Source organism: Fulvivirga imtechensis AK7, from assembly GCF_000331535.1.
Taxonomy (GTDB): domain Bacteria; phylum Bacteroidota; class Bacteroidia; order Cytophagales; family Cyclobacteriaceae; genus Fulvivirga; species Fulvivirga imtechensis.
Genome location: NZ_AMZN01000002.1, coordinates 121,328 through 147,467, shown reverse-complemented (window position 1 = coordinate 147,467; position 26,140 = coordinate 121,328). Strand labels below are relative to the sequence as shown.

The following is a 26,140-nucleotide window of genomic DNA, read 5'->3' as shown; positions in this document are numbered from 1 at the left end:
AGGCTTTTTTTGACGGTATTTCAGCTATTCGGCTTAGTGTTGTGAGGCGTTTATACTTTTTTTTCAACCTTTAGTTGAATTATATCTGCCAGTTTCAAACCCTGTTTAAAGACATTGTCATATTCTTTTTTGGGGATTCCCTCATATATCTTTTCATATGGTTCGTGAAAAATCTTATGTATTAATTGATTACGAGTGCTATTGAATTTCACGCTTTGTTGGTATTCATTTTCGGATAAAATATTCAGAATGTAAAGAACCTTAGCGGAGTTTATGAAATTGATTTGATTCACAATATCCCAAATTTTCTCACTATCCTGTTTACAATCAATTACTCCATATAAATGAAGAAGTTCTTGAAATCGACTTTCAATCCAACCATGCAAAACTTGTAGAGCTTCAATGTAATTGCCATCCTTGTAAGCTTTTTCGGCATGATCGGTTGGCCAATTCCTAATTCTGATAAATTCTTTATTCATTTGATTTTGACTTTTTAGAACTATATCTGTAAATATCAACGTCCGTTATCGTTCTGGTGTGATGTAGAAAATTGATCACTTCGGAGTTGTGTCCCAAGTAAGGGGTTGACTGTTCTTCGTTAATGTCGATATACATTATAATTTCAAGAACTGTATTTAAGTTAAGACGTTGCTTGAGGTTATTGATATGTTCAATCTTTGCTGAAAGTTGAGATACGACCTCGTTCACCAGTTTGTCTATGTCTAGAAGTTCATCTGCCGTTGATTTAAGCATCCAGCAAGAGTATTTTTGTTGTTGGATATATTTTCCAGGTTCACCAGTTCTCCATGAATCAGATGGTTCAAGTCCAAGTTCCCTTGTTACATCGTTCGGATCAAAGTTGTCGCCTTTAAATGCAAAGTATACGTAAGAGTTTGAATGGTTCATTTGCAATACAGCTTATGCCTCACAACGGTCAAGTATAAGCGTATTGCGGGATTTCAAAGTGATTAACTGTCCACCTACCGCAAAGTTTCTTAGGAGCAAAAAAGCTCGATTTTAGCAGTTCAGCCCACATTACGCTTATACAATGTTGGCGTGTCGTTTTTATTTATTCCATCGCTTGTACAGTTCATCTAATTCCTTTTTCGAGTCTTTATTACAGTGTTTCTCGTCCTCTAACCAGGGCTTGAACCTATCGAACATGTCAATGAAGATGAATTTGAAACTGTTCCGAAGAAGTGATTCATTCACCATTCCATTCTTAATGGCAACATTCATTAATTCATAAAAGTTAAAACAAACTACAAGCGATCTTTTAAGGTTTTTATGCTTATCTGATTTTGGAGATTCATCAATGCGTTTTAACAATTCATTGTCACTGATGTCTTTTCTCTCTTCTCTTAATTCTCTTGTAAAGTCTCTGGCTTCAACGAGTAAACTATCATCCCATTTTTCGAAGAATTTCATTGAATTGGAATTTTTATCAAATTCAGTTCTTTGATTGAGGGTTCTGCTATTCTCTAGTGAATTTGACAATGACCAAAATGAAGAAATCACTACTCCATAAATTGCGAACATTACTCCGTTTATTTTGAAGAATTCAAAGTATGACACTTGTTCAATATCGTACCTTTTAAATGCGTCAATATTCAAGAATATAAGGGACAACACAAAGACACTTGTTATCAGCCAAAAAAATGTCCATTTACGTTTCATTTCATTTCATTTATAATTTTCAAGACAGACCATAGAATACTACCGCAAAGAAGATAGTCAGAAGCTGTAGTTTATGGCTTCTCCAAGCAAGTTCTCCTAGTAGCTTTGATTGTTTTCTTAGGTCATTAAATTTTTCTTTAAGACTTTCTTTGTCGTCAAAATGCTCCGTCTCTATCCACTTTATCTTTTTAGTGAGGGTCTTAAAGTAATTCCCGATTTTAGAAGATTTTGACAAGTCAATGAAACCTTCTGGTAAGAACCATTTTGATTTTTTCATTGCTCGTTTTCTAGTCCAAATCAAATGTCTTGTAATTCTAATGTCATAAAGTCTTGAAGTGACGGATACAAGTCCAAGCACAACTGTTGTTAATGAGGTAATAATTGAAATGACATAGAAGGTTATAGTCCAATCGATGGGGAGATTGGAATCTATTTTGATTTCTCCATAATTCCCGCGAATCTTAAAGAGAAAGGTTAGGAATGCGATACCTAAAGTCGTAAAGAGGTTAATAGAATATCCAAGTTGATTAAGTGCTTGGTTCGCCCAAAATCGGTTTCTGTCGGAATACTCTTTTATATGTTCTTTCTGTTCTTGGTCTGTCATGTTTTTTAAATGCACGCTAACGGTAAATGTAAAATGCGTTTTAATGCATTTTTACATATTGTTAGCTGTTTTTTATTATTTCAAATGGTTTCATTCCTTGTCGTTCAATTTCCTTTAAAGAGTCATCTATTTCTCTTTCAATTATACCACTTTCAAGTTCATTTAAACTCCTAATTGAAGGTGTTGCTATTTGCAAGTGATCATCCATGGTTAATGTATTTAACTTCGGATTTCTTAATTTAAACTTTAATCCTTTTAACCTTGTATCCGCTGTCGAACAAGCATTTTCTAATAATGCATTAAAGGCTCCTATCTTGGCATGTTCTTTTGAGTTATACTTGTTTGTTCTGGAATTATAAGGTAAAAAATCAATATATCTAAGAAATGAATTGCTGTAAGGGGAAATTTGAGTTTCTTCAAAAAAGTCCCAGTTATAGAATACATAATATCCATTTTTATCCAGAACGTTTGGTTTAATTTCATTGATAAAGTCAAACTTTAAATTCGGAAGAATAATATCTTTAAAATCCTTCAAGTTCAGAAATTCGCCTAGTTGAAAGGTTGGATGATATTTTTTCTTTAGTTGATCATTAGACAATGAAAAAAAGAAGGGTGTTTCATACTGATTTTTATAGTGATCCTGAATTTCTTGAGAATCCCTATAAAATTCAGGGTATCTAAAATGAGCGTGCTTTGTGAAAAATATTTGAAACCTTATTAAATTTTTATCTGATTCGGAATAAAATAAAGCATTTTCAAAGTATTTATTTGAAAGTTCGTAATTATACTCACCATCATATTCTTGTAACGATTCCAATCTGGAAGGATCAATTTGACCTTCAAGCACATTATAATTCAATGTTTTGAAATAAACCTTATTTGATTTAGTAGTTGCTTTTTTCGAACTGAATATGTTTTTAAAGATGTTCATATGTATTCGTGATAATTACAGCTAACGCCTAGCTATGATGAGTGGGGATTAGAAAGCACTAACCTTTCCTCTCGCACATAGCCACGCCTTGATTTAAAATTAAAACTTGTGGCGAACTTTCCAAGAGCCACCAAAGTATCCTTACCCATAATACCCCATTCATTCATAGCATTTGTTACCCACCGTTTCTTTTCTCCGATTGTTCCAAGCTGTATGAGTAGGCAAGATGTTTTTGGAATTCTAGAAGTTCTTTATTCATAGGGTCAACTGATAACCCATGAGAGACTGCTTCAATTGCTAGTTCAGTCTTTTCTAAATCTTCATAAATATTGGCCTTCAGATAGTAGAAGTCCAGATACCTTGAATCTTCTTGAATCGAAGTATTCAGTTGAGAAATTGCTTGTTCGTAATTTCTTGATTTTCGGAAGTTGCAGGCAATTTGATATTTGGCATAGTTCCGATACTTCTTAATTGCTTCGTTCAATTTCTTAGTTGCTGAATTCGATAAGGCCAACTCTAGATTTTCAGTTGATTCGTTAAGAAAGTTTAGATGAAATTGAGATAGTCCGAGATAGTAGTAAACGAAAAAATCAGCTTTCTCTGAGTCAATTGCTTTGTTACATTCTGCTATACAATCATACCAGTTCTCACTAAAGTACAACTTCTCAATTCTGTCGGTTCTCCGCCAGGACTCAGTTAAGAAGTTGATCGCCTTTTTTATTTTCTGAATTGTGATCATGCTAGCATGGTGGGTAACGTTTGAGCAAAGTGCAGTGCACTTTACTTGCAATGCAACAATACCTCAATCTAATAGATTTTTTATATTTTTAAAAGAATTTATTGCCACATGTGTGTACATTTCTGTTGTCTTGCAGGAATTGTGACCCAACAACACCTGTATATGCCTTAGGTCTGTTCCTACTTCCAGTAAGTGTGTAGCAAAACTATGTCGCAGCATATGTGGCGTAACTTTCCTTCTGATTCCTGCCTTTTTTGCCGCCCTGTCCATAATTATAACAATACTTGTTGAAGAGTACGTACCTCCGGTTGCCCTTTCAAATAAAAATTCTTTCGGCTTGGACATTTTATAGTAGTTCCTCAGATCCAAGAATAGAGGCGCTTAATAAGGTAACCATTTAGGGTTCGAAAGCTCCTTCACGAGAGCCTGAATAATTTTATCCGGGATAAAACTGGAGACCTATCTGCTTCTCCCCTTTAATCCGGAGGTGTTTCAGCGTAATATTTTTGCCGTGATGAGTCATAATAGTGACGAATTTAGGATATCATAGTATAATAACCGGTTCGTTAAACGTTTATAGTCGACCATAAACGTTTATAAAAATGAATAATTTACCTTAAAGCCTCATTGAACATCAGTACACTTTAGATTTATGGGCAAAACAGGAATAAGATAAGTATGATTGAAATCCGGAAACAGGAAAGATGCTCTTGTTGTATAAAGTTAGTCCACCGACTTTCGGTGTGTCCGTTTTAACGGGGGACTGCTTCACTCCTTACACTCGTTCGCAGTGACGAAACAAGTATGAGGTGCTTATTTTATTTCTACTAACTAATTGGCTTCAGGCAGTGCCCGGGTTCGGGGAGATTCCTGTTCTCCACTCTGCTGCGTCAAGAATGACGGAAAGGGAATCCCCCACAAAACAAAAAATCCCTCGAAGACCTGGCCTCAAGGGATTTTTCTGTTGTCTATAGTTGGCTTTAATTGATACTAAGATATAAAAACCCTCCGTTCAACGAAATACTATAACGCCAAAGTGACAACTTATGCCGATGAACTGCTGAAATTGACGATGAATTACATTTCCACCCCAATACTATCGGTTGAAACGCTATCCGCTGGAGCTTCATCACCGTTCAACAGCCGTTCCCTGAGTTGGGGTTTGGAGCCGGGAAATGTTGTTCTCGAAGAGATGTCATAACCCACATACAGCATCGCGGCAAAAAACAAAAAGGTAATGATGATAAAAAGTCTCTGTTTCTTTCTCATAGCTTAGGCACTAACCACAAATATCCGACACACAAGATAAATAAAAAATAGAACCCGAGAAGATTCACTGCTCGCCACCCTGTGCTTTCAGGCACTACTGCTGATACCTGCTGAAAATGCTGCCGGTTGGTATTTCTTGTTCGTTCTGCCAGCATACCCACCCAATACCCCGTGTCAGCCACATAGTAATTGAATCTGTAGGTACTGTCCGCAACCGTTGATAGCTGGCTCCACCCTGTTGCCCTCGGCCAGGTGCGACCATACCAGAGCTCAGGAATATCGATATCCTGACCTACAGGTACTGCTGTATTGTCATTAAATAACTGAGGCAAAGCCTCCCGGCTTCTTAACTGAAACTCATACGGCTCATGAGGAAAAGCCACCGGAAATTTGCTATGCCATTCATTGGCACTTTGGGTAGTCCGTGCATGGGCATCAATAATCGAGGTCCACAACTGCCGGTATAGTGTTTCTTTACCTTTCAATAACAAAACGTACGTATCATTAAGCACCATAGTACCCACTTTCCCCCTGCCGTGTCGCTGCCATGAAGCCAAAACGCTCCCCTCTGACTCTAGTACAGGCTGCAGTAAAAAGTCATCTACGATATTCACCGGATGCTTCTTCAAAGACTGCCCTTCAATCAATGTGGCCTCCCTACCATCACGTATAAAATCCATGCTAAGCAGAGGCGCCGCTGAAGCGCTAAAAAGGGCCTCATCGGGCTGTATAAATAACCCTACCCCTTCTTTATTCACCGCTTCTTCCATACTCCTCAGCTCGCTCAGGGAAAGCCTGGTCATTGATGGATGATCCGCGATCACGAGGTCAAAGGTTTTCAGGCGCCCTGAACTCAGCAGATTACCGCTGGCGGATGTCCGGTTAAAATATTCGTACCTGTACTTTCCCCGCGACACCTGGCTCCTCACTATCATGGCATGACCCTCTTCGGCAAGAAAATTCTTCAGGTACTTTGTTTCAAAAGTAGGAAAAGCATTGATGATCAAAATATTAAGTGGCACCTGCCCTTTAACAGTTACTGGTAGCGGATCTCTCAGCAGTGCATTTCCGAGGGTATCCTTTACCGCCATGTGGTAAAGAAAACGCCCGGTGGCTTTGGTATTGGCTTTCAGACTGAAGAAGACCTCTTCCTGCCCCTCCACTAAGACAGAATCCTCGGAATAGCCTTCTGAAGCTTCGAGGAGTAACCATTTCTTACCGCTGTCATTTCTAAATACACCCTCTACTGTCAATTCTGCTCCTACGGTCACCTCATGGGGATATTTGAGTTTGACCACACCAGAAGGCTCAGCGCCTTGGAGGTAAACAGCAGACCGGTTGTCCAACTGCCAGAGATCATATGGCGCTAATCCGTCACCCAACAGGAAAATACTATCATAGAGACGGCCTGAAGCGAAAATATCACCTCCGGGTTCATAGTAGATCACCCGGGCATTATACAGTCGCTTCAGGCTGTCCAACGTGGCTTCGGCATATCCGCGGGTGAGCACTACAGCATAATGGCGCTGTCCGTGAAGGGGAACGGTAGGTTTCAGGGCAATCAGGGCCAGAGTGCACACCCCTATAAACGCTACACCCACACGCAATGGCCTGTGCCGGGCGGTAGACTTTAACTCTTTTATCAGGAAGATCACCAGTAGCAGTGTTGATACCCCGAGTACCGGCCATAGCCATTCGATATGTATCCACCGCACCTGATCAATCATGTTGCAATCTTTCTAATTCCTCCAAAAATATTTTATCCAGTTCCCCGGAAGACTGTGCTTTCAGGCTCGGGTTAGGTGGCTTTTGTGGTAGCGCACTCCTCACCACCCCCTGCACCTCCAGCAGCATATTTCGTTGTAAGTTTCGCTCCACTTCCTGGCTGGAAAGCTTTTTCAGGTATTCCAACGCCTGCAAATACCTGCCCGGCTGTTCAATGGCAATAGTGGCCAGCTCCTTCCCTGCCCTGTCAAACAGCGCCTGGTCGGCCGGTGTGATGGTGAGCGGTCCGTGAAGTAGCTCACCTATCCTCTCCAGCGACCGGATGAGTGCCGGGTATGGCTCATTTACCTCAAACCGCTCCTTTTCTACCTTAGGATCAACCTCACTGAGGTCTCCGGTCAGCCGTTTGTCCTCTTTGACAGGTGGTGGGTCAAAACCAATGCGGTGCACATAGATCCGTGCATGGTTCTTGATCTCCTGGATCAGTTTCAGGGCTTTATACTGGTAAGGCAGCGATTTTTCCGGCTGGAAAAGCCTGAGGTATAACTCAGCATCCCACATCTCATTCATCGCCTGCCTCAATTTTCCCCTGACAGAGGTGGTGTATAGTGTAGCCTCCTCCGGGTCATCATGGGCATGTATATACCCGTGCAGCGGGTCTTCATCATCGTCCTCGTCATGCTCATGACCACCCCCTTCAGTCACCAGGTTATGCTCATTGTCGCCATCATGATCATGGGTATATTCTGCCAGTGGATCTGCATCTTCCCCGTGCTCATGTTGCTCAGCAGCAGCTTCCGCTTCACTATCGCCAATGGCAATACCGGATTCATTTTCTTCCCCCATAAACTGACCATACTTCAGCCTAAGTGCCTTTTGATCAAAACCAAGCTCATTACTGGCGCTGTTAAACTCTTTTTTGGAGATCTTCGGCTTATCTTTGATCAGCTTTTCGGTGTCGATAATAAGTTGCCGCTGACTGCGGAAATATTCGGGCATCAGGTCTACACCAAGGGAACCTTCCAGTGCTAATTGGTAAGCTGCCGTGTCCCTGATCACCGCAAAGTAGGTTTCGCTCCTGACGATATTGGGCTGTGGTTGCTTATTATCAATGGCTTCCACATAAAAATACAGCTCATCTCCCGGTGTCATCTGCAACTGGTCCAGGTCCACCGTTTTCTGCAGGTACAGCGATCTATGCCCGGCTTTAAAGCCCGCATCAAAGTTCAACTTTTCTTCCCTGAACTTTACGGACTCTCCGGTTCCCTTACTCACCGTAGCAATGATGTGGGCCTGAGATATGCCAAAATCATCTGTTATATTGCTGCTGAAGCGCAGACGCATATCATTGTTATGTTCGAAAACGGTAAACTGGTCAATACCTTCCAGGGTCACTTCCGGCTTTTCATCTGCCAGCGCCTCGATCTTATACACCGGTGACACATAAGCTTTCCCCTTATCGTCAAAATACCGGAAATTGTAAAAACCAGAGGCTTGAAGGGTTATGCTCTTTGAATAAAGGCCTTCCCTCTGCTGCATGTCATATTCGCTATTGCCACTTTCCATCACCACCCTGGACACCGGCTGGTTCAAACCAATGCTCCAGGTCACCATCGATCCTTCCACCGCAGAGATATTCATTTCCTGGCTGTTTCTGGACTTCAAACCTGTATAGGCCGGATATTTAAGGTACACATTTTTACTTTCCAGCACTGGTGTATGTATAGTTTTAGTTTGTGTAGTATCCTCTGGCTGAAAAGTTAAGTCGCCCGATAAAGTTTCATGTGTACCTGACTTTGTCAGGTCATCCATATCAAAGCCCGATTGCTGTACGAGTACGCTAGCTAAAACACAGACCAGCAGTGCCACTGCAGCTCTGGTCAGATGATGCGGAGGAAACAAATGTTTGAGCTCCTTCGACAAATAGTTGAGCACCCTGTGGCGTTGTAGCAATGCCAGATCCGACAGGCCATCTTCTTGTTGCAGTAGCAATCCTGTACTAAATTCCGCCTGACCCAGCTTTTGATCGATATAACCAGCCGCCCTGGAGAGACTGATCGCCCAGGGCCTGAGTAGAAGAAGTGTGATGGCCAATGTGGCTACAAAGGCTATTAATGAGTAGAACCAGCCGGTGGTCAGGAAATATGTCAAAACACACAACCCTGCAGCATACAAACCAGCTTCCGCCAGAAGCAGGAGCTTCCATCGGTTTCGAAACTTCGATATGATCTGCTCTCCGTTCATCATTGCTTTCTATATAGCGCCAGGGCTCTTTCTCCGATCACGGTTACCACCAGTAACATCCAAAACCACGGGGAAATATCCTCGTCATCATACCTGACCATTTTCCCGTTCTTTGCTATTACCGGTTCCAGGGCCTCCATATCCACTGCTCTGGCATCCACCGCCTCCGCTTTTACCATCGCTCCGGCATTGACATCTATTACCTTCAGCAAATGCTCTGTCAGGTGGGTCCTTATCGCCTCCTCGACATACATTGTACCGGTAAGGTTGAAAATGGCAGGGTCCGCCGAGTCAGTGATAATGGCTTGTGCCAAAGGATCAGGCTTGTAGATAATGTTTTTAATTCCTTTTTCGCGTAGGGGGCTGTTACTCATCCAAACCAACAGATCCGGAACGGTGTCCCATGCAAGATCCTCCGTAACGTTCACTGTTTTAATGTTTACCGGCCGCTCCAAGTATCGCTCAATGGCCTGAAGTGATGCGTGTACTAATTTCATGTCATCGCTGAAGTCTGTTTCATAAGCGATCACCACCTGCTTTGGTGTCAATGCCGCCACAGGCACCCACGGATGATCATCCTGAATCCTGACATACAGGGTATCACCCACTTTTTTTTCCTGTAAATTTCCCACCCGGTTAAGAGGTATTGTCCGCTCCTCAAAAGACAGGTGATCTCTGGCGCTATTGGCTAGTTTTAGTCTTAATTGGTGGTCTGTTCGGGTTGCGCCAACAACCGCCTGTGTGGAATCCGGTTCAAAAACAATCCATGTCACATTTGCAGCGCCTTCGGACCTTTTTCCCTTTAACCCTGACAGCCGTGCGCGGGTAAAAATCACAATACTGTCGGCATACAACTGCTCCATTTGACTTGCCAACTGCCAGTAGTTGGGAGTGGCCTTCATTAAAGCAGGGGTGGCACCAGCATTGATCGCAGGAAATCCGTCCGCCAAATAGCTAACCGGATATTTTTCCAAAAGCGTATCGATGACAGCAGATACGCTTTCATCCGGGACCAGGGCAGGCTCGATCAGATAATGTACCGGTTGATTTTGCTGCTTAGATCTCAATACTGGTTCGGCAAGTAAGATGGACAGCACAGTTATAATTAAACATCTCAGCATAAAAAGCACAAGCTCATTGAGTTTCACGCTGCTGCTTTTCTTTGTATCTGACGCCCCAAAAAACTCAATACTGCCAACTTTGATCACCTTTCCCTCCTTTTTACTCCATAAATGAATACCCACCGGCACCGCCAGTACCAGCAAACTCCAGAGATATGTAGGGTAAAGAAAAGTCATTTCAAAGCAGCGCTATTCTTTTTTTCAGAAACAGATTGAGTGTTTCTGCAATAGGTCCATTCATTAAAAAAAGCTCATGGCTGATGTTTTTCGCCAGAAAACCGGCTTTTATCCCTGCTATCCGGTTATCCAGCGCCTTTAGATAAGTGGTTTTTGCCTCTTTGGCATCCACTTTCACCTTTCTCCCGGTTTCAATTTCTTCGAAAGTAACCGCGCCCTCGTAGGTAAACCGGCTTTCCTTTTCACCCATAATGTGCAGTACCACCACCTCATTACGGGAGTTTTTCAGACTGGCTACCACCCTGGACAATTCCTGTTCATATTCATACATATCGGTAATAAAAAAGATGAGTTCTTTATGTCGCCTATCGTGAAGCTTTTCAAAAGAAGCAGGGTTCACCGGCCATTTTCCTTTGTTTTTGATATGGATCAATTCATATAACAGGCGGTTGTAGTGCTGCTTTTGCACCTTGGGATAAAGGCTGTACACCTCATTTTGGTTCACAGCAAACAGTCCAATGGCATCGCCCTGAGTTTGACCCAGGTAGGCTAATGAAGCTACCAATACGCGTGCATAGTCCATTTTGGAAAGCCGGTCTTCTCTGTGCTCCATCGAAGCGCTGGCATCGAGAATGAATTTGATGGAAATATTGGTCTCTATTTCAGATTGCTTGATATAGTACCGTCCCGACCGGGCCAGCATTTTCCAGTCCAGCAGCCGGAGGTCATCACCTGGCTCATAACCGCGGTACTGACTAAACTCCATACCTGTTCCCACCTTTGTGCTCCTGTTCATACCGGAAAGATATCCCTCAACAATGACCCTGGCTATCAGCGCAAGGCCGGAAACGCTGTTGACTATCTCCGGCTTGAGTAAGTCGTGGTAATCCTGCTTCACTACCTTTGTCCGTTTGAAGGCAGGCTGATGGCCTTGAGAAGATGTTGCGTAACCTCATCAGAGGTAATACCCTCTGCCTCCGCTTTAAAATTAACGATGATCCTGTGCCTTAGTACCGGCAGCGCTACCTGCCACAGGTCTTCAGGGGTCACTGCCAATCGTCCATTCAGCAGTGCATGCGCTTTGGCGGTCAGTATCATGGCCTGTCCTGCCCGTGGCCCGGCTCCCCAGCTTACCCATTCTTTAACATACGAATTGGAAGTGGTGTCGGGACGTGTGGCACGGATAAGCTGACTTACATACCGCACCAGGTCATCGCTGATGGGTACCTCCCGCACCATTTGCTGCAACCTGATGATCTCCCGCCCGTTGATCACCTCCTTTACCTCCTGGTGACTGCCCCCTGTCGTGCTCTTGAGTATTTGCATTTCGTCCTGCTCCTGCGGATATCCAATTTTGATATACAAAAGAAACCTGTCCTGCTGTGCCTCCGGCAAGGGAAAAGTTCCCGATTGTTCAATAGGATTTTGAGTGGCCAGAATAAAAAATGGCCGGTCCAGCGGATAGGTTTTTCCCGAATACGTCACCTCAAATTCCTGCATGGCCTCCAAAAGGGCTGACTGTGTTTTCGGTGGGGTCCTATTGATCTCATCTGCCAGGATGATGTTAGCGAAAATGGGCCCTTTATTAAACTCGAAGAACTTCTTGCCAGTGGTGTGATCTTCCTCCAGTATCTCAGTGCCGATGATATCCGAGGGCATCAGGTCGGGGGTAAATTGTATACGCCTGAACTTAAGATCGATGGCTTGTGCCAGTGTTCTGATCATAAGTGTTTTGGCTAAACCAGGCACACCTTCCAGCAGTGCGTGTCCGCCTGCCAGAAAAGAGATCAGCAATTGCTCCACCGTCTCCTCTTGCCCTATGATCACTTTTCCTATTTCATTTTTCAGGCCAGACAGCTTGCTTACCAGCATGGTTACCTCTTCCTCTATTTTTGTCAGATCTTTTTCCATTTACTTGCTATTCTCATGAAGTGAGGGCATACATCACAATGTTCACTCCAAATTTTGTGTTGTCTATTTTATACCACCGTTTATTTCTAAAATCATAGTCCCACTCACAACCGTAATCTTTATTGCTATATAAAACACCAATACGACCGTTGACTTCGATGGCTTTCAGGTAGTCATGCACAAGATCATCACCCCAGCCGTTGAGCTCCTGCGAAGTAGTGGGGGGACCGTCTTCAAACTCAAAAAAGGCGTTATATATCTTGTGATTGTTCGGTATCTTATTTAGTGCCTGTGGTCCGAAAATATCGGCCATCTGCCTTTCAAAAGACTTTGCAAACAACCCGTCAATATCGTGGTTACAGTCATCGGCAAATACAAAACCTCCGTTTTTTATATATTGCTCAAAATTCTCCTTTTCTTTTTTAGTGAACTGCACCAGCTTATGCCCTGAAATATAACAAAACGGACACCTGAATATCTCATCACTACTCAAAGGGATAATATTTTCCCTGGTATCCACTTTTAGGGTTGTATACTCAACTAATGAATTCAACAGATTGGAAGGCATACGTTGATCCACATCCCAATCCCCGGATTCGTATTGCAATCGTGTAAAGAAAAACATGTTTTGGAGTACGAGTTACGAGTTACGAACATCAAACACTAAACACTAAACATCAAAAACCTGGTCATTACAAGAGGGTACACCACAGTAATAACCAGGTAATATCAAAAGTCGATTAACATTAAACTGCGTCCGACAAGCTGGTAAATGTGAAGTCCCGCACTTTCATGTAGGGGATCAGGTTACCATCAACCCTCACCTGCTCTCCCAGTGTTTCGAGATTATTGAGCATAATGATCGGACTTTCGTTGAACCTGAAATTCTTGATCGGATGTTTGATCTTACCATTTTCGATATAGAAAGTACCGTCACGGGTAAGCCCCGTGTAGAGCAATGTTTGCGGATCCACCGTTCTGATGTACCACAGCCTGGTCACCAGTATACCTTTTTTGGTATCTTTGATCAGGTCTTCCAGTGAAGCATCACCACCTTCCATAATCCCATTACTGGGAAACGGGACGGACTCAACTCCCTGTTGTTTCGCCCAATACCGGCTGTAAGCCAGGTTTTTCACCACACCATTCTCTAACCATTTCATCTTTTTCAGCGGCTGTCCCTGACCATTCCATGTTGAAGCCGGCACATCAGGATGCAACGGATCAGACCAGATGTTCACCCGCTCATCCACTATTTTCTCACCCAATTTAGTGCCTCCACCTTCTTTCGACATAAAGCTTCGGCCCTCATCGGCAGTTCTGGCATTAAAGGCTCCAAACATATTGTTCAAAAGCTGTACTGATGCTGCTGGCTCCAAAATAACAGTGTATTTGCCGGGTTCAATGGCTTTTGCATTTTTCGACATCAAAGCTTTGTCTATAGCCACCTTTGAAGCCTCTGATGCATCAAATTTGCTAACGTCATTGAAATCTCTTGAAGACCATCCCGAGCCGGTGCCATCGTTGGAACGCATGGTAACCGTAAAGTTAACATTCGTACTTTTATTGTAAGCAAAAAGACCGTTTGAGTTCATAATAGCGCTGAAGCCTGCGGAATCGTCCAAAAACCCTGCTGCCGTTACATCTTTCGCTGCCGCCGGTTCTATGCTGCTGGCGGCCACTTTTGCCCTGTACTCAGGGGTGATCTTTGCAGTTGACTCCACATAGGTGATCGACTTATCATACTCCTGCGGACCTAAAGGCTCCATAAATTCCGGGTTCTCGGGCGAGAGTTTTGCCAATTCCTCAGCTCTTTTTACCACCTTTTCCAATGATGCGTCATCAAATTCATCTATTGTGGCCGTACCCGAGCGCATTCCAAAGCTGGATTGCACTACTAATGTCTGATTGGAGCGATGCCCTGAGGTGGAAACTGTGTTACGCGCATAGCGGATGTTGCCACTTTCACTGCCAGTCATATTGATCTCACAGGTATCTGCTTTAGAATAGCTCAAGGCTTTCTGCATAATCTGCCTTGCTTCTTCTTCTGAATATATTGCCATTTTCTTAATATCTGGTTTTAATGAAAAAACATTTAAACATTTCTGCCCGTGTTGATCACATTGACACCGTTGAACCTTGTAGTAGAGCTACCGTGTGATACAGCGCTGACCTGAGAAGGCTGCCCCTTTCCGTCAAAGAATGAACCAAAAAGACGATAGTCGTTCTCATCACAGATCTTTGTACACGAATTCCAAAACTCTTGCGTATTCGACTGATACGCCACATCGTTCAGCATACCTGCTATCTCACCATTTTTTATCTCATAGAACACCGTACCTCCAAACTGAAAGTTGTAACGCTGCTGATCTATGGAGTAAGATCCTCTTCCGGCAATGTAAATGCCTTTTTCCACATCTTTGATCATATCTCTGGCGGAATACTTTTCAGTACCCGGCTCCAGCGACACGTTTGGCATACGCTGAAACTGCACATCATTCCAGCTTTGAGAGTAACAGCATCCATGAGATTCTTTCTGATCTATCATATGCACCTGATCACGGATGGCCTGGTAGTTGACCAGGATACCGTTGCGCACCAGATCCCATTTTTTGCATTTCACGCCTTCATCATCATAACCCACAGCTCCCAGGGATCCGGGTTGTGTTTTATCTGCTACAAGATTGACGATTTTGCTGCCGTATTGGAAGTCACCCGATTTCCACTTATCCAAAGTGGCAAAGCTGGTTCCTGCATAATTAGCCTCATAGCCCAACACACGGTCAAGCTCCAGCGGATGCCCCACCGACTCATGAATGGTCAGCCCCAGGTGGTTAGGCTCCAGCACGAGGTCATACTTGCCAGGTTCTACAGATTTGGCCGAAAGCATCTCCTTTGCCTGCTTTGCAGCAAGGGTGGCGTCCTCTACAATGTCGTAGCTGTTGCGATACAAGGTGATACCTGCAGGCCCTTCCACCTTTTCAGAAGCCAGGCCATTCATATATTCATAGCCCATACCCATAGGCGCACTCAGCGCCTGACGTGATTTGAACTTCCCGGCAGAACGATCGATGGCTGTTACTCCAAACGTTGGCCATATCCTGTGCACATCCTGATCTATGTATGAGCCCTCTGTCGAAGCAAAATATTTTTGCTCGTTTACCATGAAAAGCGCCGAATTAACAAAATTAGCTCCATTCTCCATGGCCGCTGCATTGGCTTTAAGCAGCAGATCCACTTTTTCCGAAACAGGAACGTCTTTAAAATCTTTTTCAATTGGGGTTTTCCAGCTTACTTCACCATGGCCTTTCACCGGAGCCAGCTTTACAGGTTCTTTTTGGATCCTGGCATTAGCTTTGGCAATAGCAATGGCCTGCTCTGTAGCCTTTTTGATACCTTCCGGGTTAACATTATTAGTCGAGGCAAAACCCCAGGTGCCATCGGCAATCACCCGTATACCAATACCAAATGACTCTGTGTTTACCACGTTTTGCACTTTATCTTCCCTGGTAAATACATATTGGTTGAGATACCGGCCTATTCTGGCGTCCGCATATGTGGCGCCCATAGATTTGGCAGTATTCAATGCTACATCCGCCATCCGCTTTTTAGTGGCCACATCCATGCCCGACTCCAGTAGCGCCTCCACCGGTATGCTCTTTCCCATCATCGGAAATGGCATCATCAGCGCACCCGCTCCTAAGCCGGCTAATTGGACAAAGTTTCTACGTTTCAAATTTCCTCCTTTTTTGATTGAATGAATAGTTTACTTTCAAGGTAGTTTTTGACCTTTTGGTTCTATTAAGTTTCACATAACCAATGTATTTTCAAATCGTAATTATTTAAACGGTCGTATTTCCTGAGTAATTAAGGGAAGTCCGAAGTTCGAAGAAGAATTCATCGGGATGAGTGTCTCCGCAAAGCAAATCTCATCCGATGAATGAAGCGTGGGAGACTGAGAACGAAAAACGGTGAACTGAGAATTGTGAACTAAGAACTAAAAACTAAAGTGCGTAAGATCATACACATAGATATGGATGCCTTCTTTGCGTCCGTAGAGCAACGTGATCATCCGGAGCTGCGGGGTAAACCTGTTGCAGTGGGTGGTAGCTCGGAACGTGGTGTAGTGGCTGCCGCCAGCTATGAGGCTCGCAAATTTGGGGTCCGGTCGGCCATGCCTTCCAGCATTGCTGCCAGAAAGTGTCCTGATCTTATTTTTGTACGTCCCCGCTTCGATGCCTATAAAGCAGTTTCTAACCAGATCAGAGATATATTTTTTGAATACACTGATCTGGTTGAGCCGCTCTCTTTGGATGAGGCTTACCTGGACGTGACACACAACAAGAAGAATATGCCCTCTGCTACACTTATTGCCAGAGAAATAAAGAAACGAATAAAAGAAACCACCGGCCTGACAGCTTCGGCAGGTATATCCATTAACAAATTCCTCGCAAAAACAGCTTCCGATGTAAACAAACCTGACGGACTTTTTCTGATAGCACCTGAGGATGCCGAAGCTTATGTTGAACGGCTTGCAATCGAGAAATTCTTTGGTATTGGAAAAGTCACGGCTGAGAAGATGTTCAAAATGGGTATCAGAAACGGGCAGGATCTGAAACGATATGCCGAAGCCGACCTGGTGGTACGGTTTGGAAAAGCCGGGCGCTACTACTACCGGATTGCCCGTGCTATTGACGACAGAGAGGTGAATCCCAACCGCATCAGAAAATCACTGGGTGCTGAAAATACATTTGAAAAAGACCTGACTGAGTTGGAAGAAATTCGAAAAGAGCTCGTGGATATTACCAAAACACTGACTATGAGAATGGAACGATCTAACACGAAGGGTAAAACATTAACACTAAAAGTAAAATTTCATGATTTTCAGCAGATCACCAGAAGTAAGACCATCACGAAATGGATTGAAAATGAAAAACAGATAACCGCACTGTATGAGGAGCTGCTTACTATGTTCGATACCTCTACAGTGAAGATCCGGCTTCTGGGTCTTTCCCTATCCAACTTAAATCATGAAATGGAAGAACCCGTGAGTTATCAGCTTACACTGGATTTTTAAGGGTTATCACAAAGGCACGAATATATAGTAACAGGGAAAATCCGGTTTCTTCGGATTTTTATGGCTTTTCGTGAAGGTTTACCTTGGCCTACCTTCTATTCCCATAGGCCCCGGATCTGGGTCCGGGGACAAGTGGTCAGGATTTTCTTAGTGCCTTGGTGTCTTTGTGACAAAACTTTGGTGCCTTCGTGGCCCAAAAACAAAAATCCCCTGAAGAACCTTGCTCCAGGGGACTTTCCTTGTCTATAGTTGGCTTTAATTAATACTAAGGTAGGGCGATGCCACCATTTCTGAAAGCCACCAACGCCTAACGACCGGTTGCTCAGATAAACTGCGGCTACCAGGGATGAACTGGTTACTGGTTACTGGTTACTGGTTGCTAATGACCAGTGACTAATGACCAGTGACTATTGGCTATTTCCCTCTATTCATTGTCTCAAATTTTTCAAAATCAAAATCCTTCTTCCTCACATACACGATCTTCTCCACCTCAGTTACCACCTCTCCTTCTTCATTAGTCACCTCACATAAAAACGTGTAGTCATTCTTACCGATCTGATCAATTTCCTCTTTGATTTCTCTGATCTTGTCCTCACTGATATAAAATGTGCATCTTAACGTACCTTTTCCAGGCTTTACATAACGAATTGATGCTCCTTTGTCCATTACTTTATATTCGCTCCCCAGATTAGCCATAAGTATGAACATATACCAGGGGTCACACATCGAGTATAACGAACCTCCATAGTGGATCCCAACAAGGTTGCGGTTATACCACCGCAGCTTCATCACCACTTCGAAAGTGCGGAAATCTTTGGATACGTTTTTCAAACTGATCCCCGTACCCAACATGGGTGGCCACCAGTTGATCAACTTCATTTTGGTTTGATTACTCAGCATGCATACAAAATAAACGTTTATTAAGATAGAATTTGATAGCTTTGTCAAAAAACTAATTGAAAAAGGATTTTCAACCCGGAATCAGCGTTGAAAAAGAAGCATTAAATATCAATAATGAAAACAGCAGAAATAATTACAGAAAAAGGCACTATGAAAGTGGAGTTTTACGAAAAGGACGCTCCCAACACAGTGAAGAATTTTATTGACCTTTCTAAAAAAGGTTTTTATGATGGACTTACGTTCCACAGGGTCATCCCCAACTTCGTTATCCAGGGTGGCTGCCCTGACGGAACAGGTGCCGGTGGACCTGGTTACAAAATTAATTGTGAGCTGGATGGTGACAACCAATACCATGACCGTGGTGTGCTTTCTATGGCCCATGCGGGAAGAAACACCGGTGGCAGTCAGTTCTTCATCTGCCACAGCCGTGATAACACCGCTCACCTGGACAGAAACCATACCTGCTTTGGCAAGGTAGTTGATGGTTTAGAAGTGATAGATCAGATCCGGCAAGGTGATAAGATCAACCAAATAATCATCCATGAAAATTAGCATTCTAAGCATTATTTTTCTTGCAGTGTTGCTGGTAACTCATGCCGGCAACGCTCAGGAAAATCCAAAAGCCGATACATTGTCTACCCGTGTTTCAAAAAACAGTAATATCAAATCCGAAAACCACCACGTAGAGATCGTAGATGGAAAATGTACTGTCTTTGAAATACAGGTTGCCCGTGGTGGCGACCCCCGGATAGATGCACAAATTACTTATGGTCTCATTTTCGAAGTGTCATCCGGCCAAACCACCTTTGAGATGAACCATTGGGCAGAAATAAATGCCTACCTTGAAATAAGCAGGTGCAGGTGTATCAACAGGGGCTACAATCCTATCACCAACGGCTATATCAAAGGACATCAACAGGAAAACGGCAACTGGGAGATCGAAGCTTCTGTAATAGCAAAAGGTAAAGACAACGGAGAAGACATACCTTTTAAATTTAAAGGTATTGTATCTGACCACTAAAGCTTACCGTAGTCAACGTTCTTCTTTTTCTTTTTTTCTTGCCTAAGCACATTTTCATCAGGCAAATATTTAGGCTGTGACAAAACAATCACCGCTTGCCGGTAGTTATTACGAGAGTATTTAGTGTCTATAAGAAAACTCTAAGTGGCTTTAAGAAAACTTCAAGGTCAAGGCTTGCGAAGTACCAAAAAGCGGAGCTTACTGAGGTACGTGAGCATTTTTGGGGCGAGCGTAACGCCAGACATTGGCGTTTTCTTAGAGACACTATTTAACCTTCGAAAATTCCATGAAACAGCTACTAAAATCCAGCCTCACCTGCCTCATGTCCATTGCCGCACTTCTTGCGTGCAATAATCAAAAAAGTACGGTAGATGAGGGTGATGAAAATCTTATTGAGGACGATGCAACTCATTATCACGAGCAGGAAATAGCAGAAGGCGTGACCTGGGATGATGACGAGATTGAAGTATTCATGAAAAGTGCCGGCATGATAGATAAAATGCAAATAAAGCTGGGTGATCTGGTGAAAGAAAAAGCCGAACTCGAAGCTGTAGGCGGCTATGCAGAGCAGATACAAAGAGACCACGCCCACTCACTTGAAAACCTGAAGAAGATCGCACAGGAAAAGGGCGTGACCATCTCAGGTACACTGGATGCAAAACATCAGGCAAAAATTGATAGCATGATGCTGATTGACGACCATTTCGACAGGGAATTCCTGAAAATGATGGTTAAGGCGCATAAAAAGGACATCACCATGTACCAGAATGCCATGCAAAGTATCTCATTCCAACATCCTGTTAAAGACTGGATCGATAGCAATATTCCAAAATTACAGCAACATCAGTTCACAGCTCAAAGACTGCTGGATGACGAAAATCTCTTTCCTGAAACGGCCTCTGATGCGCCTTAGTTAAGGGGTATCACCTAATGAAAGATTGTCGTTATCCACAAAATCAACTAAAAGTTAATATCGAACTCACGTTAACTTAAGATTGCCGCCACTGTTAAAGTGATTAGAAACATGATATTTTTGTGTTTGTCTACAATAACAGGTTGTTTGTCTATAAAGAAATGTAAAAACCTTTTACTTCACTTTTTCTTCAGAATTGGTGCGTTATTTTACGAGCGGTATTAGATAAAAGTATGTTTAGACATTACTTTACGGTATAATCTATTTCTATGAGTTCAACGGTTAAAAAAGTACTTATCGGCATCATCGTCATCATTGCTGTAGGTTTTATTGTCTACCCCCAATTTAAAGTAGAAAAAAATGAGGCATCAGGCACCGGAACTGTCTCTTCAGGACCTGAAAGACTACCTGTATCAGCCATTGTAGTGAAGCAGAATATTCTGGATAATAAACTACGTTCCACCGGCTCATTAATGGCCAATGAATATGTAACGCTAAAATCCGAGGTATCCGGGATTGTAGAAAGGATCAATTTCAAAGAAGGACAAAGAGTAAAAAAGGGACAACTACTGGTTCAGTTGAATGATGATGAGATAAGAGCTGAGATTGAAAAATTGCAGTTTTCAAAAAAACTGAATGAAGATATTGAGTTTCGCCAAAAGCAATTACTGGAAAAAGAAGCCATAAGTAAAGAGGAATATGAAACGGTTCTCACCACTTTAAACACTACAATGGCTGACATAAAAGTAAGGCAGGTTCAGCTTGTAAAACACCAGATCCGCGCTCCCTTTGATGGCATTATAGGCCTCCGGTCTGTTAGTGAAGGCAGCTATCTTAATCCTTCGGATAACATTGTTACCCTTTACAGTATCAATCCCATAAAAGTCGATTTTTCAGTGCCGGGAAAATATTCTGGTGAGGTCAATGCCGGCGACAAAATAGAATTCACTACAGATGCTTTCAAGGATGTATTTACTGGCGAAATCTATGCCATAGAGCCACAAATAGATCCGAAGACAAGAAGCCTGCTAATACGTGCTGTCAGTGCCAATAAAGAAAATAAGCTACTTCCGGGCCAGTTTGTAAAAATTCAGTTGACACTGGATACCTACGAGAATGCTATTATGATCCCTACGGAAGCGGTAATTCCGGAACTCAACAGCAAGAAAGTGTTTGTATATAAAAATGGCGTAGCTGAATCCACGGAAATAGAAACAGGGATAAGGACAGCGGACCGTATCCAGGTTACCTCTGGATTATCGGCCGGAGACACGGTGATTACCTCAGGCACGCTTCAATTAAGACAAGGAACGGCAGTAGCAATAGAAATTCAGGACAATGAGTAGTCTTTCCAGTATTAGTATCGACAGGCCGGTTTTGGCCATTGTGATGTCCATCACCATCGTTATTTTTGGCTTGGTGGGGTTCAATTTTTTAGGTGTCAGGGAATATCCCAGTGTGGATCCTCCTATCATCACGGTATCTACCAGCTATGCAGGAGCTAATGCAGACGTTATTGAGACACAGATCACAGAACCTCTGGAAGAATCTATCAACGGTATTGAGGGCATCAAAACACTTAGCTCCGTATCCCGCGAAGGCAGAAGTACGATCAGAGTGGAGTTTGGGCTGGATACAGACCTGGAAGCTGCTGCCAATGATGTACGTGATAAAGTTTCACGCGCCATAAGAAACCTCCCTCCTGATGCCGACCCTCCGATCGTTTCAAAGGCTGACGCAGACTCCTCTCCTATCATAGCCTTGAGGATATTCAGCAAACAACGAAATCTGCTGGAAATGTCAGAAATTGCTGACAACACATTCAAGGAAAACTTCCAGACCATAGAAGGCGTTAGCGAGGTGCGGATATGGGGAGAGAAGCGATATTCAATCAGGCTATGGATGGACCCTGACAAACTGGCGGCCTACAAAGTGACCCCGCTGGACGTTTATGAGGCTGTTAATGCTCAGAATCTCGAACTCCCCTCCGGTAGAATTGAAGGAAGCGCTACCGAGCTTACAGTGCGTACCCTCGGCAGGCTAAATACACCTGAAGAATATAATGACCTGATCATCCGGGAAGACATCGGGGGTGTAATACGCTTCCGTGACATCGGCAGGGCGGAATTCTTCCCTGAAAATGACCGCACCATGCTGAAAAATAATGGCATACCCATGGTGATCACCGCCATTGTGCCGCAGCCCGGAACCAACAACCTGGATATTGCCGCACAGTTCTATAAGCGACTGGAAGATATCAAACGCAACCTGCCGAAGGATATCGAAGTGATGGTCTCTTTCGATAATACCGAATACATCCAGGACTCCATCAACGAGGTACAACAGACTATTTACCTGGCCTTTTTCCTTGTGGTGCTTATTATTTTCGCTTTTCTGAGAGATTGGCGTACTACCTTCATTCCGGTGATCACGGTGCCTATTTCATTGATAGGATCCTTCTTTTTAATGTACATATTCGATTTCTCCATCAACGTGCTTACTATGCTGGGTATAGTGCTGGCTATCGGACTGGTTGTGGACGATGCCATTGTGGTGCTGGAAAATATCTACGCGAAAATAGAAAAAGGTGAAAAACCGGCCGAAGCAGGAAAAAAAGGTACCCAAGAGATCTTCTTTGCTGTAATTTCTACAACAGTAGCTTTGTCTGCAGTGTTTTTCCCAATCATCTTTTTGCAGGGAATTACAGGTCGCCTGTTCAGAGAATTTGGTCTGGTAGTAGCAGGGTCAGTTATTATCTCCAGCTTTGTAGCGTTAACGCTTGCCCCCATGCTGTCTTCCAAGCTATTGAAGCACAGAGAGCGTCATAACTGGCTGTACCGCAAGACAGAACCCTTCTTTGAGAAACTCAACGATATCTATGGCAATGCCCTGGAAAGATTTATGACATACCGTTGGCTGGCGTTCGTCATTGTTATTGCTTCCGGAGCAGGTATTTACCTGTTGATCAAGCAAATACCTGACGAACTGGCGCCACTTGAAGACCGAGGCGCATTCAGGGTAATTGCTACTGGCCCCGAAGGAGCCACTTTTGAATATATGGACTTCTATGTAGACCAGATGATCGACCTGGTACAAAAAGAAGTGCCTGAACATGAATCTATTGTTTCAATTACATCTCCCGGCTTTGGTGCATCATCCTCTGTAAACTCCGCCTTCGTGATCGTTCAGCTTACCGATGCCAGTAAGCGGGAAAGAAGTCAGACGCAAATTGTAGATGACCTTAAGCCCAAAATTGCTCGAAATACACGTGCAAGAGCATTTGTAACACAGCCACAGACCATCGGGGACCGCAGAGGCGGGTTGCCTGTGCAATTCGTTATCCAGGCTCCAAACCTGGAAAAGCTGAAAGAAGTACTGCCCGAGTTCCAGCAAATAGCACAGGAAAGTAAGGTATTTGACTTTGTAGACCTTGACCTTAAATTCAACAAACCTGAACTCAACGTAACTATCGATAGAGAAAAGGCTCGCAATCTGAAAGTATCGGTTAGAAATATTGCCCAAACGCTACAGCTTAGCCTTAGCGGGCAGCGTTTTGGATATTTTGTAAAAGATGGCAAGCAGTATTACATCATTGGTCAGGTGGAGCGTGACAACCGCAACGACCCCTTGGACCTTCGTTCTATTTACGTAAAAAATAGCGAAGACGATATCATTCAGATGGATAACCTGGTTACCCTGCAGGAGCAAAGTACACCGCCTCAGCTTTATCGCTACAACCGGTTTGCATCAGCTACCTTCTCCGCCAGCCTTTCCCCCGGCTACACCCTCGGTGCCGGGCTTGATGAGATGTACAGGATATCGGATGAAGTACTTGACGGCTCATTTAGCACTGCCCTGGCCGGAAGCTCTCTGGAATACCAGGAGAGCGCTAATAACCTCTACTTTGCTTTTGCATTTGCCCTGATACTTATTTACCTGGTGCTATCGGCTCAGTTCGAGAGCTTTAGAGACCCGCTGATCATTATGTTCACGGTTCCATTGGCGTTGGCTGGTACGCTCCTCTCACTCTGGTTCTTTGGTGAGACATTAAACATTTTTAGCCAGATAGGTATCATTATGCTGATCGGTCTGGTTACAAAAAATGGAATTTTAATTGTGGAATTTGCCAACCAGAGAAAAGCTCAGGACCTGGACATCCGTGAATCCATTGTTGGCGCGGCAAAGGCACGTTTCCGGCCGATATTAATGACCAGCTTATCTACAATATTGGGAATACTGCCAATAGCGCTTGCTTTAGGAGCCGGATCAGAGAGCAGGGTCTCCATGGGTATTGCCGTAATCGGAGGTATGGTTTTCGCTACCATACTTACTTTGTTTGTTATCCCGGCAGTTTATAGTTATGTCACCAGCAAAGAAAAACGACTAGCACGAGTATAGATGAGAATATTTCTAACTTTTATCTGCTTCACTTTTATTCTGGCGCCATGTACACATGCGCAGGAGCCATTAACACTACAACAGGCTATTGAAAGAGCGCTAAAAAACAACTATTCTATTAAAATAGCCCGTAATAACCAGCAAATTGCCAAGAATAACTACACACGGGGCAATGCGGGCTTTCTGCCTGACTTAAGCCTTGACTACAACAGAACCTACGGTGTGCAGTCTTTTGAGCAGCAAAGGGCTTCAGGCGATGTGGTAAACAGAGATGGCGCGCAAAACCAGCGCGAAGTCTATGGCGCGGCCCTTAACTGGACAATTTTTGATGGGTTTAAGATGTTTACTACCTATGACCAACTTGGCGAGTTAAATGAACAAAGTGAACAGGCTACCCAGGCGCAGATTGAACTACTGGTATATAACATCTCCACAGCATTTTATACCGCCGCGCAGGAAAAAGAACGACTTGCCCTTTACAAAAGCAATGTAGAGCTCTCCGAAGAACGGCTACGAATAGCCAAAGACAAATATGAATTGGGAAAAGCTTCCAAACTGGAATACCTGCAGGCGCAGGTAGATCTTAATGCTGACAAATCGGCCATGATCAGACAAATGGAAACTTTCACTATTAAAAAACTGGACCTGATGAGGCTAATGGCAGTTGAAGTTGAAGCCGATACCCTTCCATTTGTGATCGAGTATACTATCACTAACGATCAGAATTTGCAACTGGCAGTATTGCTGGATAACATGGAGTCAGAAAATGCGGAATTGCTGGCGCTGCGTAAAGAGCAAATCATTGCCCTTCATAATGAAAAAATAACAAAAGGAGACAGATTGCCAGAGGTAGGCCTTTTTGCTAACTACTCGCGTTCCAACTTCGAATCTCCGGCAGGATTCGTCTTGAGTGGCAGCTCTGATGACCTTACTTATGGGCTTACTGCCCGCTGGACGTTATTCGATGGCTTCAACGTTCAAAGGCGCATTGAAAATACAAAGATCCAGTACCAGTCTGCTCAATATCAGTATGCAGACAAGCTTTTGGAATACAATACAGCCATTAAGACCCGCTTTGTCAATTATAAGAACAGCCTGGACCTGCTAGCCCTGGAGGGGGAAAACCTGGATGTTGCTAAAGAAAACAATGAAATAGCACAGGAAAGATATCAAATAGGATTGTCTAACGCACTGGAGCTTAGGGAGTCGCAAATCAATCTTATTAATGCAGAGCTAAGGTATCAGGATGCCGCATTTGCCGCCAAGCAAGCCGAGGTGGAACTTAAGTATCTTTCCGGCATGCTTAGCCCTGAATAGGCGGCTACTACATTACCACGAAAAAAGTCTGTGCATTACACGGTTTGCTGGATGTGCTAAACATTTTATCAACATACTGATATTTAGGTATACTGCTTTACAAAATCGATTTTACT

24 protein-coding genes are annotated in these 26,140 nt (G+C 43.5%); 7 read left to right on the top strand and 17 right to left on the bottom strand.

The window, feature by feature from the left end:
- Nucleotides 1-50: 50 nt before the first annotated feature.
- The 16 genes from C900_RS00995 to C900_RS00920 form a co-directional block, all read right to left on the bottom strand.
- Complete coding sequence (locus C900_RS00995) at nt 51-479, bottom strand: hypothetical protein (RefSeq protein WP_040495092.1); 429 nt, start codon at nt 477-479, stop codon at nt 51-53.
- On the bottom strand, nt 472-906 hold the full coding sequence (locus C900_RS00990) for a DUF4279 domain-containing protein (RefSeq protein ID WP_040495091.1): 435 nt from the start codon (nt 904-906) through the stop codon (nt 472-474). Before C900_RS00990 ends, C900_RS00995 begins: the two co-directional genes overlap by 8 nt.
- Nucleotides 907-1,065: 159 nt before the next feature.
- A complete protein-coding gene (locus C900_RS29650; RefSeq protein WP_281168967.1) occupies nt 1,066-1,539 on the bottom strand; it encodes a DUF4760 domain-containing protein in 474 nt (157 codons plus the stop codon).
- Between the two features lie 157 nt (nt 1,540-1,696).
- On the bottom strand, nt 1,697-2,281 hold the full coding sequence (locus C900_RS00980; protein ID WP_040495089.1) for a hypothetical protein: 585 nt from the start codon (nt 2,279-2,281) through the stop codon (nt 1,697-1,699).
- A 61-nt stretch (nt 2,282-2,342) separates the two neighbouring features.
- A complete protein-coding gene (locus C900_RS00975) occupies nt 2,343-3,212 on the bottom strand; it encodes a hypothetical protein (protein ID WP_009577650.1) in 870 nt (289 codons plus the stop codon).
- A gap of 175 nt (nt 3,213-3,387) precedes the next feature.
- Entirely contained in the window at nt 3,388-3,951 is a 564-nt protein-coding gene (locus C900_RS00970) for a tetratricopeptide repeat protein (protein WP_009577648.1), read from the bottom strand.
- Nucleotides 3,952-4,014: 63 nt separating this feature from the next.
- Nucleotides 4,015-4,296, bottom strand: a complete 282-nt coding sequence (locus C900_RS00965) for a tyrosine-type recombinase/integrase (RefSeq protein WP_083867402.1) — start codon at nt 4,294-4,296, stop codon at nt 4,015-4,017.
- 732 nt (nt 4,297-5,028) lie between these two features.
- Nucleotides 5,029-5,220: a hypothetical protein gene (locus tag C900_RS00960; RefSeq protein WP_009577646.1), complete on the bottom strand. Its 192-nt coding sequence runs from the start codon at nt 5,218-5,220 to the stop codon at nt 5,029-5,031.
- Complete coding sequence (locus C900_RS00955; RefSeq protein WP_009577645.1) at nt 5,217-6,947, bottom strand: hypothetical protein; 1,731 nt, start codon at nt 6,945-6,947, stop codon at nt 5,217-5,219. Before C900_RS00955 ends, C900_RS00960 begins: the two co-directional genes overlap by 4 nt.
- Nucleotides 6,940-9,192: a DUF4175 family protein gene (locus C900_RS00950; RefSeq protein WP_009577644.1), complete on the bottom strand. Its 2,253-nt coding sequence runs from the start codon at nt 9,190-9,192 to the stop codon at nt 6,940-6,942. The genes C900_RS00955 and C900_RS00950 overlap by 8 nt, the downstream gene beginning before the upstream one ends.
- Nucleotides 9,189-10,487: a BatA domain-containing protein gene (locus C900_RS00945; RefSeq protein ID WP_009577643.1), complete on the bottom strand. Its 1,299-nt coding sequence runs from the start codon at nt 10,485-10,487 to the stop codon at nt 9,189-9,191. Before C900_RS00945 ends, C900_RS00950 begins: the two co-directional genes overlap by 4 nt.
- A gap of 1 nt (nt 10,488) precedes the next feature.
- Nucleotides 10,489-11,385 carry a DUF58 domain-containing protein gene (locus C900_RS00940; protein ID WP_009577642.1) on the bottom strand — a complete coding sequence of 299 codons (897 nt, stop codon included), beginning with the start codon at nt 11,383-11,385 and terminating at the stop codon, nt 10,489-10,491.
- On the bottom strand, nt 11,385-12,398 hold the full coding sequence (locus C900_RS00935) for an AAA family ATPase (protein ID WP_009577641.1): 1,014 nt from the start codon (nt 12,396-12,398) through the stop codon (nt 11,385-11,387). Before C900_RS00935 ends, C900_RS00940 begins: the two co-directional genes overlap by 1 nt.
- 13 nt (nt 12,399-12,411) lie before the next feature.
- Nucleotides 12,412-13,023 (bottom strand): DUF4159 domain-containing protein, encoded by a 612-nt coding sequence (locus tag C900_RS00930; RefSeq protein WP_009577639.1) that lies wholly within the window; start codon nt 13,021-13,023, stop codon nt 12,412-12,414.
- Nucleotides 13,024-13,144: 121 nt separating this feature from the next.
- Nucleotides 13,145-14,461, bottom strand: coding sequence for a TldD/PmbA family protein (locus tag C900_RS00925; protein WP_009577637.1), 1,317 nt, complete (start codon nt 14,459-14,461; stop codon nt 13,145-13,147).
- 32 nt (nt 14,462-14,493) lie between these two features.
- On the bottom strand, nt 14,494-16,134 hold the full coding sequence (locus tag C900_RS00920; RefSeq protein ID WP_040495087.1) for a TldD/PmbA family protein: 1,641 nt from the start codon (nt 16,132-16,134) through the stop codon (nt 14,494-14,496).
- A 297-nt stretch (nt 16,135-16,431) separates the two neighbouring features.
- Between C900_RS00920 and dinB the strand changes: the two genes are divergently transcribed.
- Nucleotides 16,432-17,475 carry a DNA polymerase IV gene (gene dinB / locus C900_RS00915; protein WP_009577633.1) on the top strand — a complete coding sequence of 348 codons (1,044 nt, stop codon included), beginning with the start codon at nt 16,432-16,434 and terminating at the stop codon, nt 17,473-17,475.
- 414 nt (nt 17,476-17,889) lie between these two features.
- On the opposite strand, the gene C900_RS00910 is transcribed toward dinB, so the two are convergent.
- On the bottom strand, nt 17,890-18,375 hold the full coding sequence (locus C900_RS00910) for a DUF4442 domain-containing protein (RefSeq protein WP_051052744.1): 486 nt from the start codon (nt 18,373-18,375) through the stop codon (nt 17,890-17,892).
- Nucleotides 18,376-18,489: 114 nt separating this feature from the next.
- Here C900_RS00910 and C900_RS00905 point away from each other — a divergent pair, with 114 nt between their 5' ends.
- The 6 genes from C900_RS00905 to C900_RS00880 all read left to right on the top strand — a co-directional run bounded on the left by C900_RS00905 (nt 18,490) and on the right by C900_RS00880 (nt 26,024).
- Nucleotides 18,490-18,927, top strand: coding sequence for a peptidylprolyl isomerase (locus C900_RS00905; RefSeq protein WP_009577630.1), 438 nt, complete (start codon nt 18,490-18,492; stop codon nt 18,925-18,927).
- Nucleotides 18,917-19,396 (top strand): hypothetical protein, encoded by a 480-nt coding sequence (locus tag C900_RS00900; protein WP_009577628.1) that lies wholly within the window; start codon nt 18,917-18,919, stop codon nt 19,394-19,396. The genes C900_RS00905 and C900_RS00900 overlap by 11 nt, the downstream gene beginning before the upstream one ends.
- Before the next feature lie 286 nt (nt 19,397-19,682).
- Nucleotides 19,683-20,309: a DUF4142 domain-containing protein gene (locus C900_RS00895; protein ID WP_009577626.1), complete on the top strand. Its 627-nt coding sequence runs from the start codon at nt 19,683-19,685 to the stop codon at nt 20,307-20,309.
- 269 nt (nt 20,310-20,578) lie between these two features.
- Nucleotides 20,579-21,655, top strand: a complete 1,077-nt coding sequence (locus tag C900_RS00890) for an efflux RND transporter periplasmic adaptor subunit (RefSeq protein WP_009577625.1) — start codon at nt 20,579-20,581, stop codon at nt 21,653-21,655.
- Nucleotides 21,648-24,707 (top strand): efflux RND transporter permease subunit, encoded by a 3,060-nt coding sequence (locus C900_RS00885; RefSeq protein ID WP_009577624.1) that lies wholly within the window; start codon nt 21,648-21,650, stop codon nt 24,705-24,707. The genes C900_RS00890 and C900_RS00885 overlap by 8 nt, the downstream gene beginning before the upstream one ends.
- Nucleotides 24,708-26,024: a TolC family protein gene (locus tag C900_RS00880; protein ID WP_009577623.1), complete on the top strand. Its 1,317-nt coding sequence runs from the start codon at nt 24,708-24,710 to the stop codon at nt 26,022-26,024.
- The last annotated feature ends 116 nt before the right edge of the window (nt 26,025-26,140 follow it).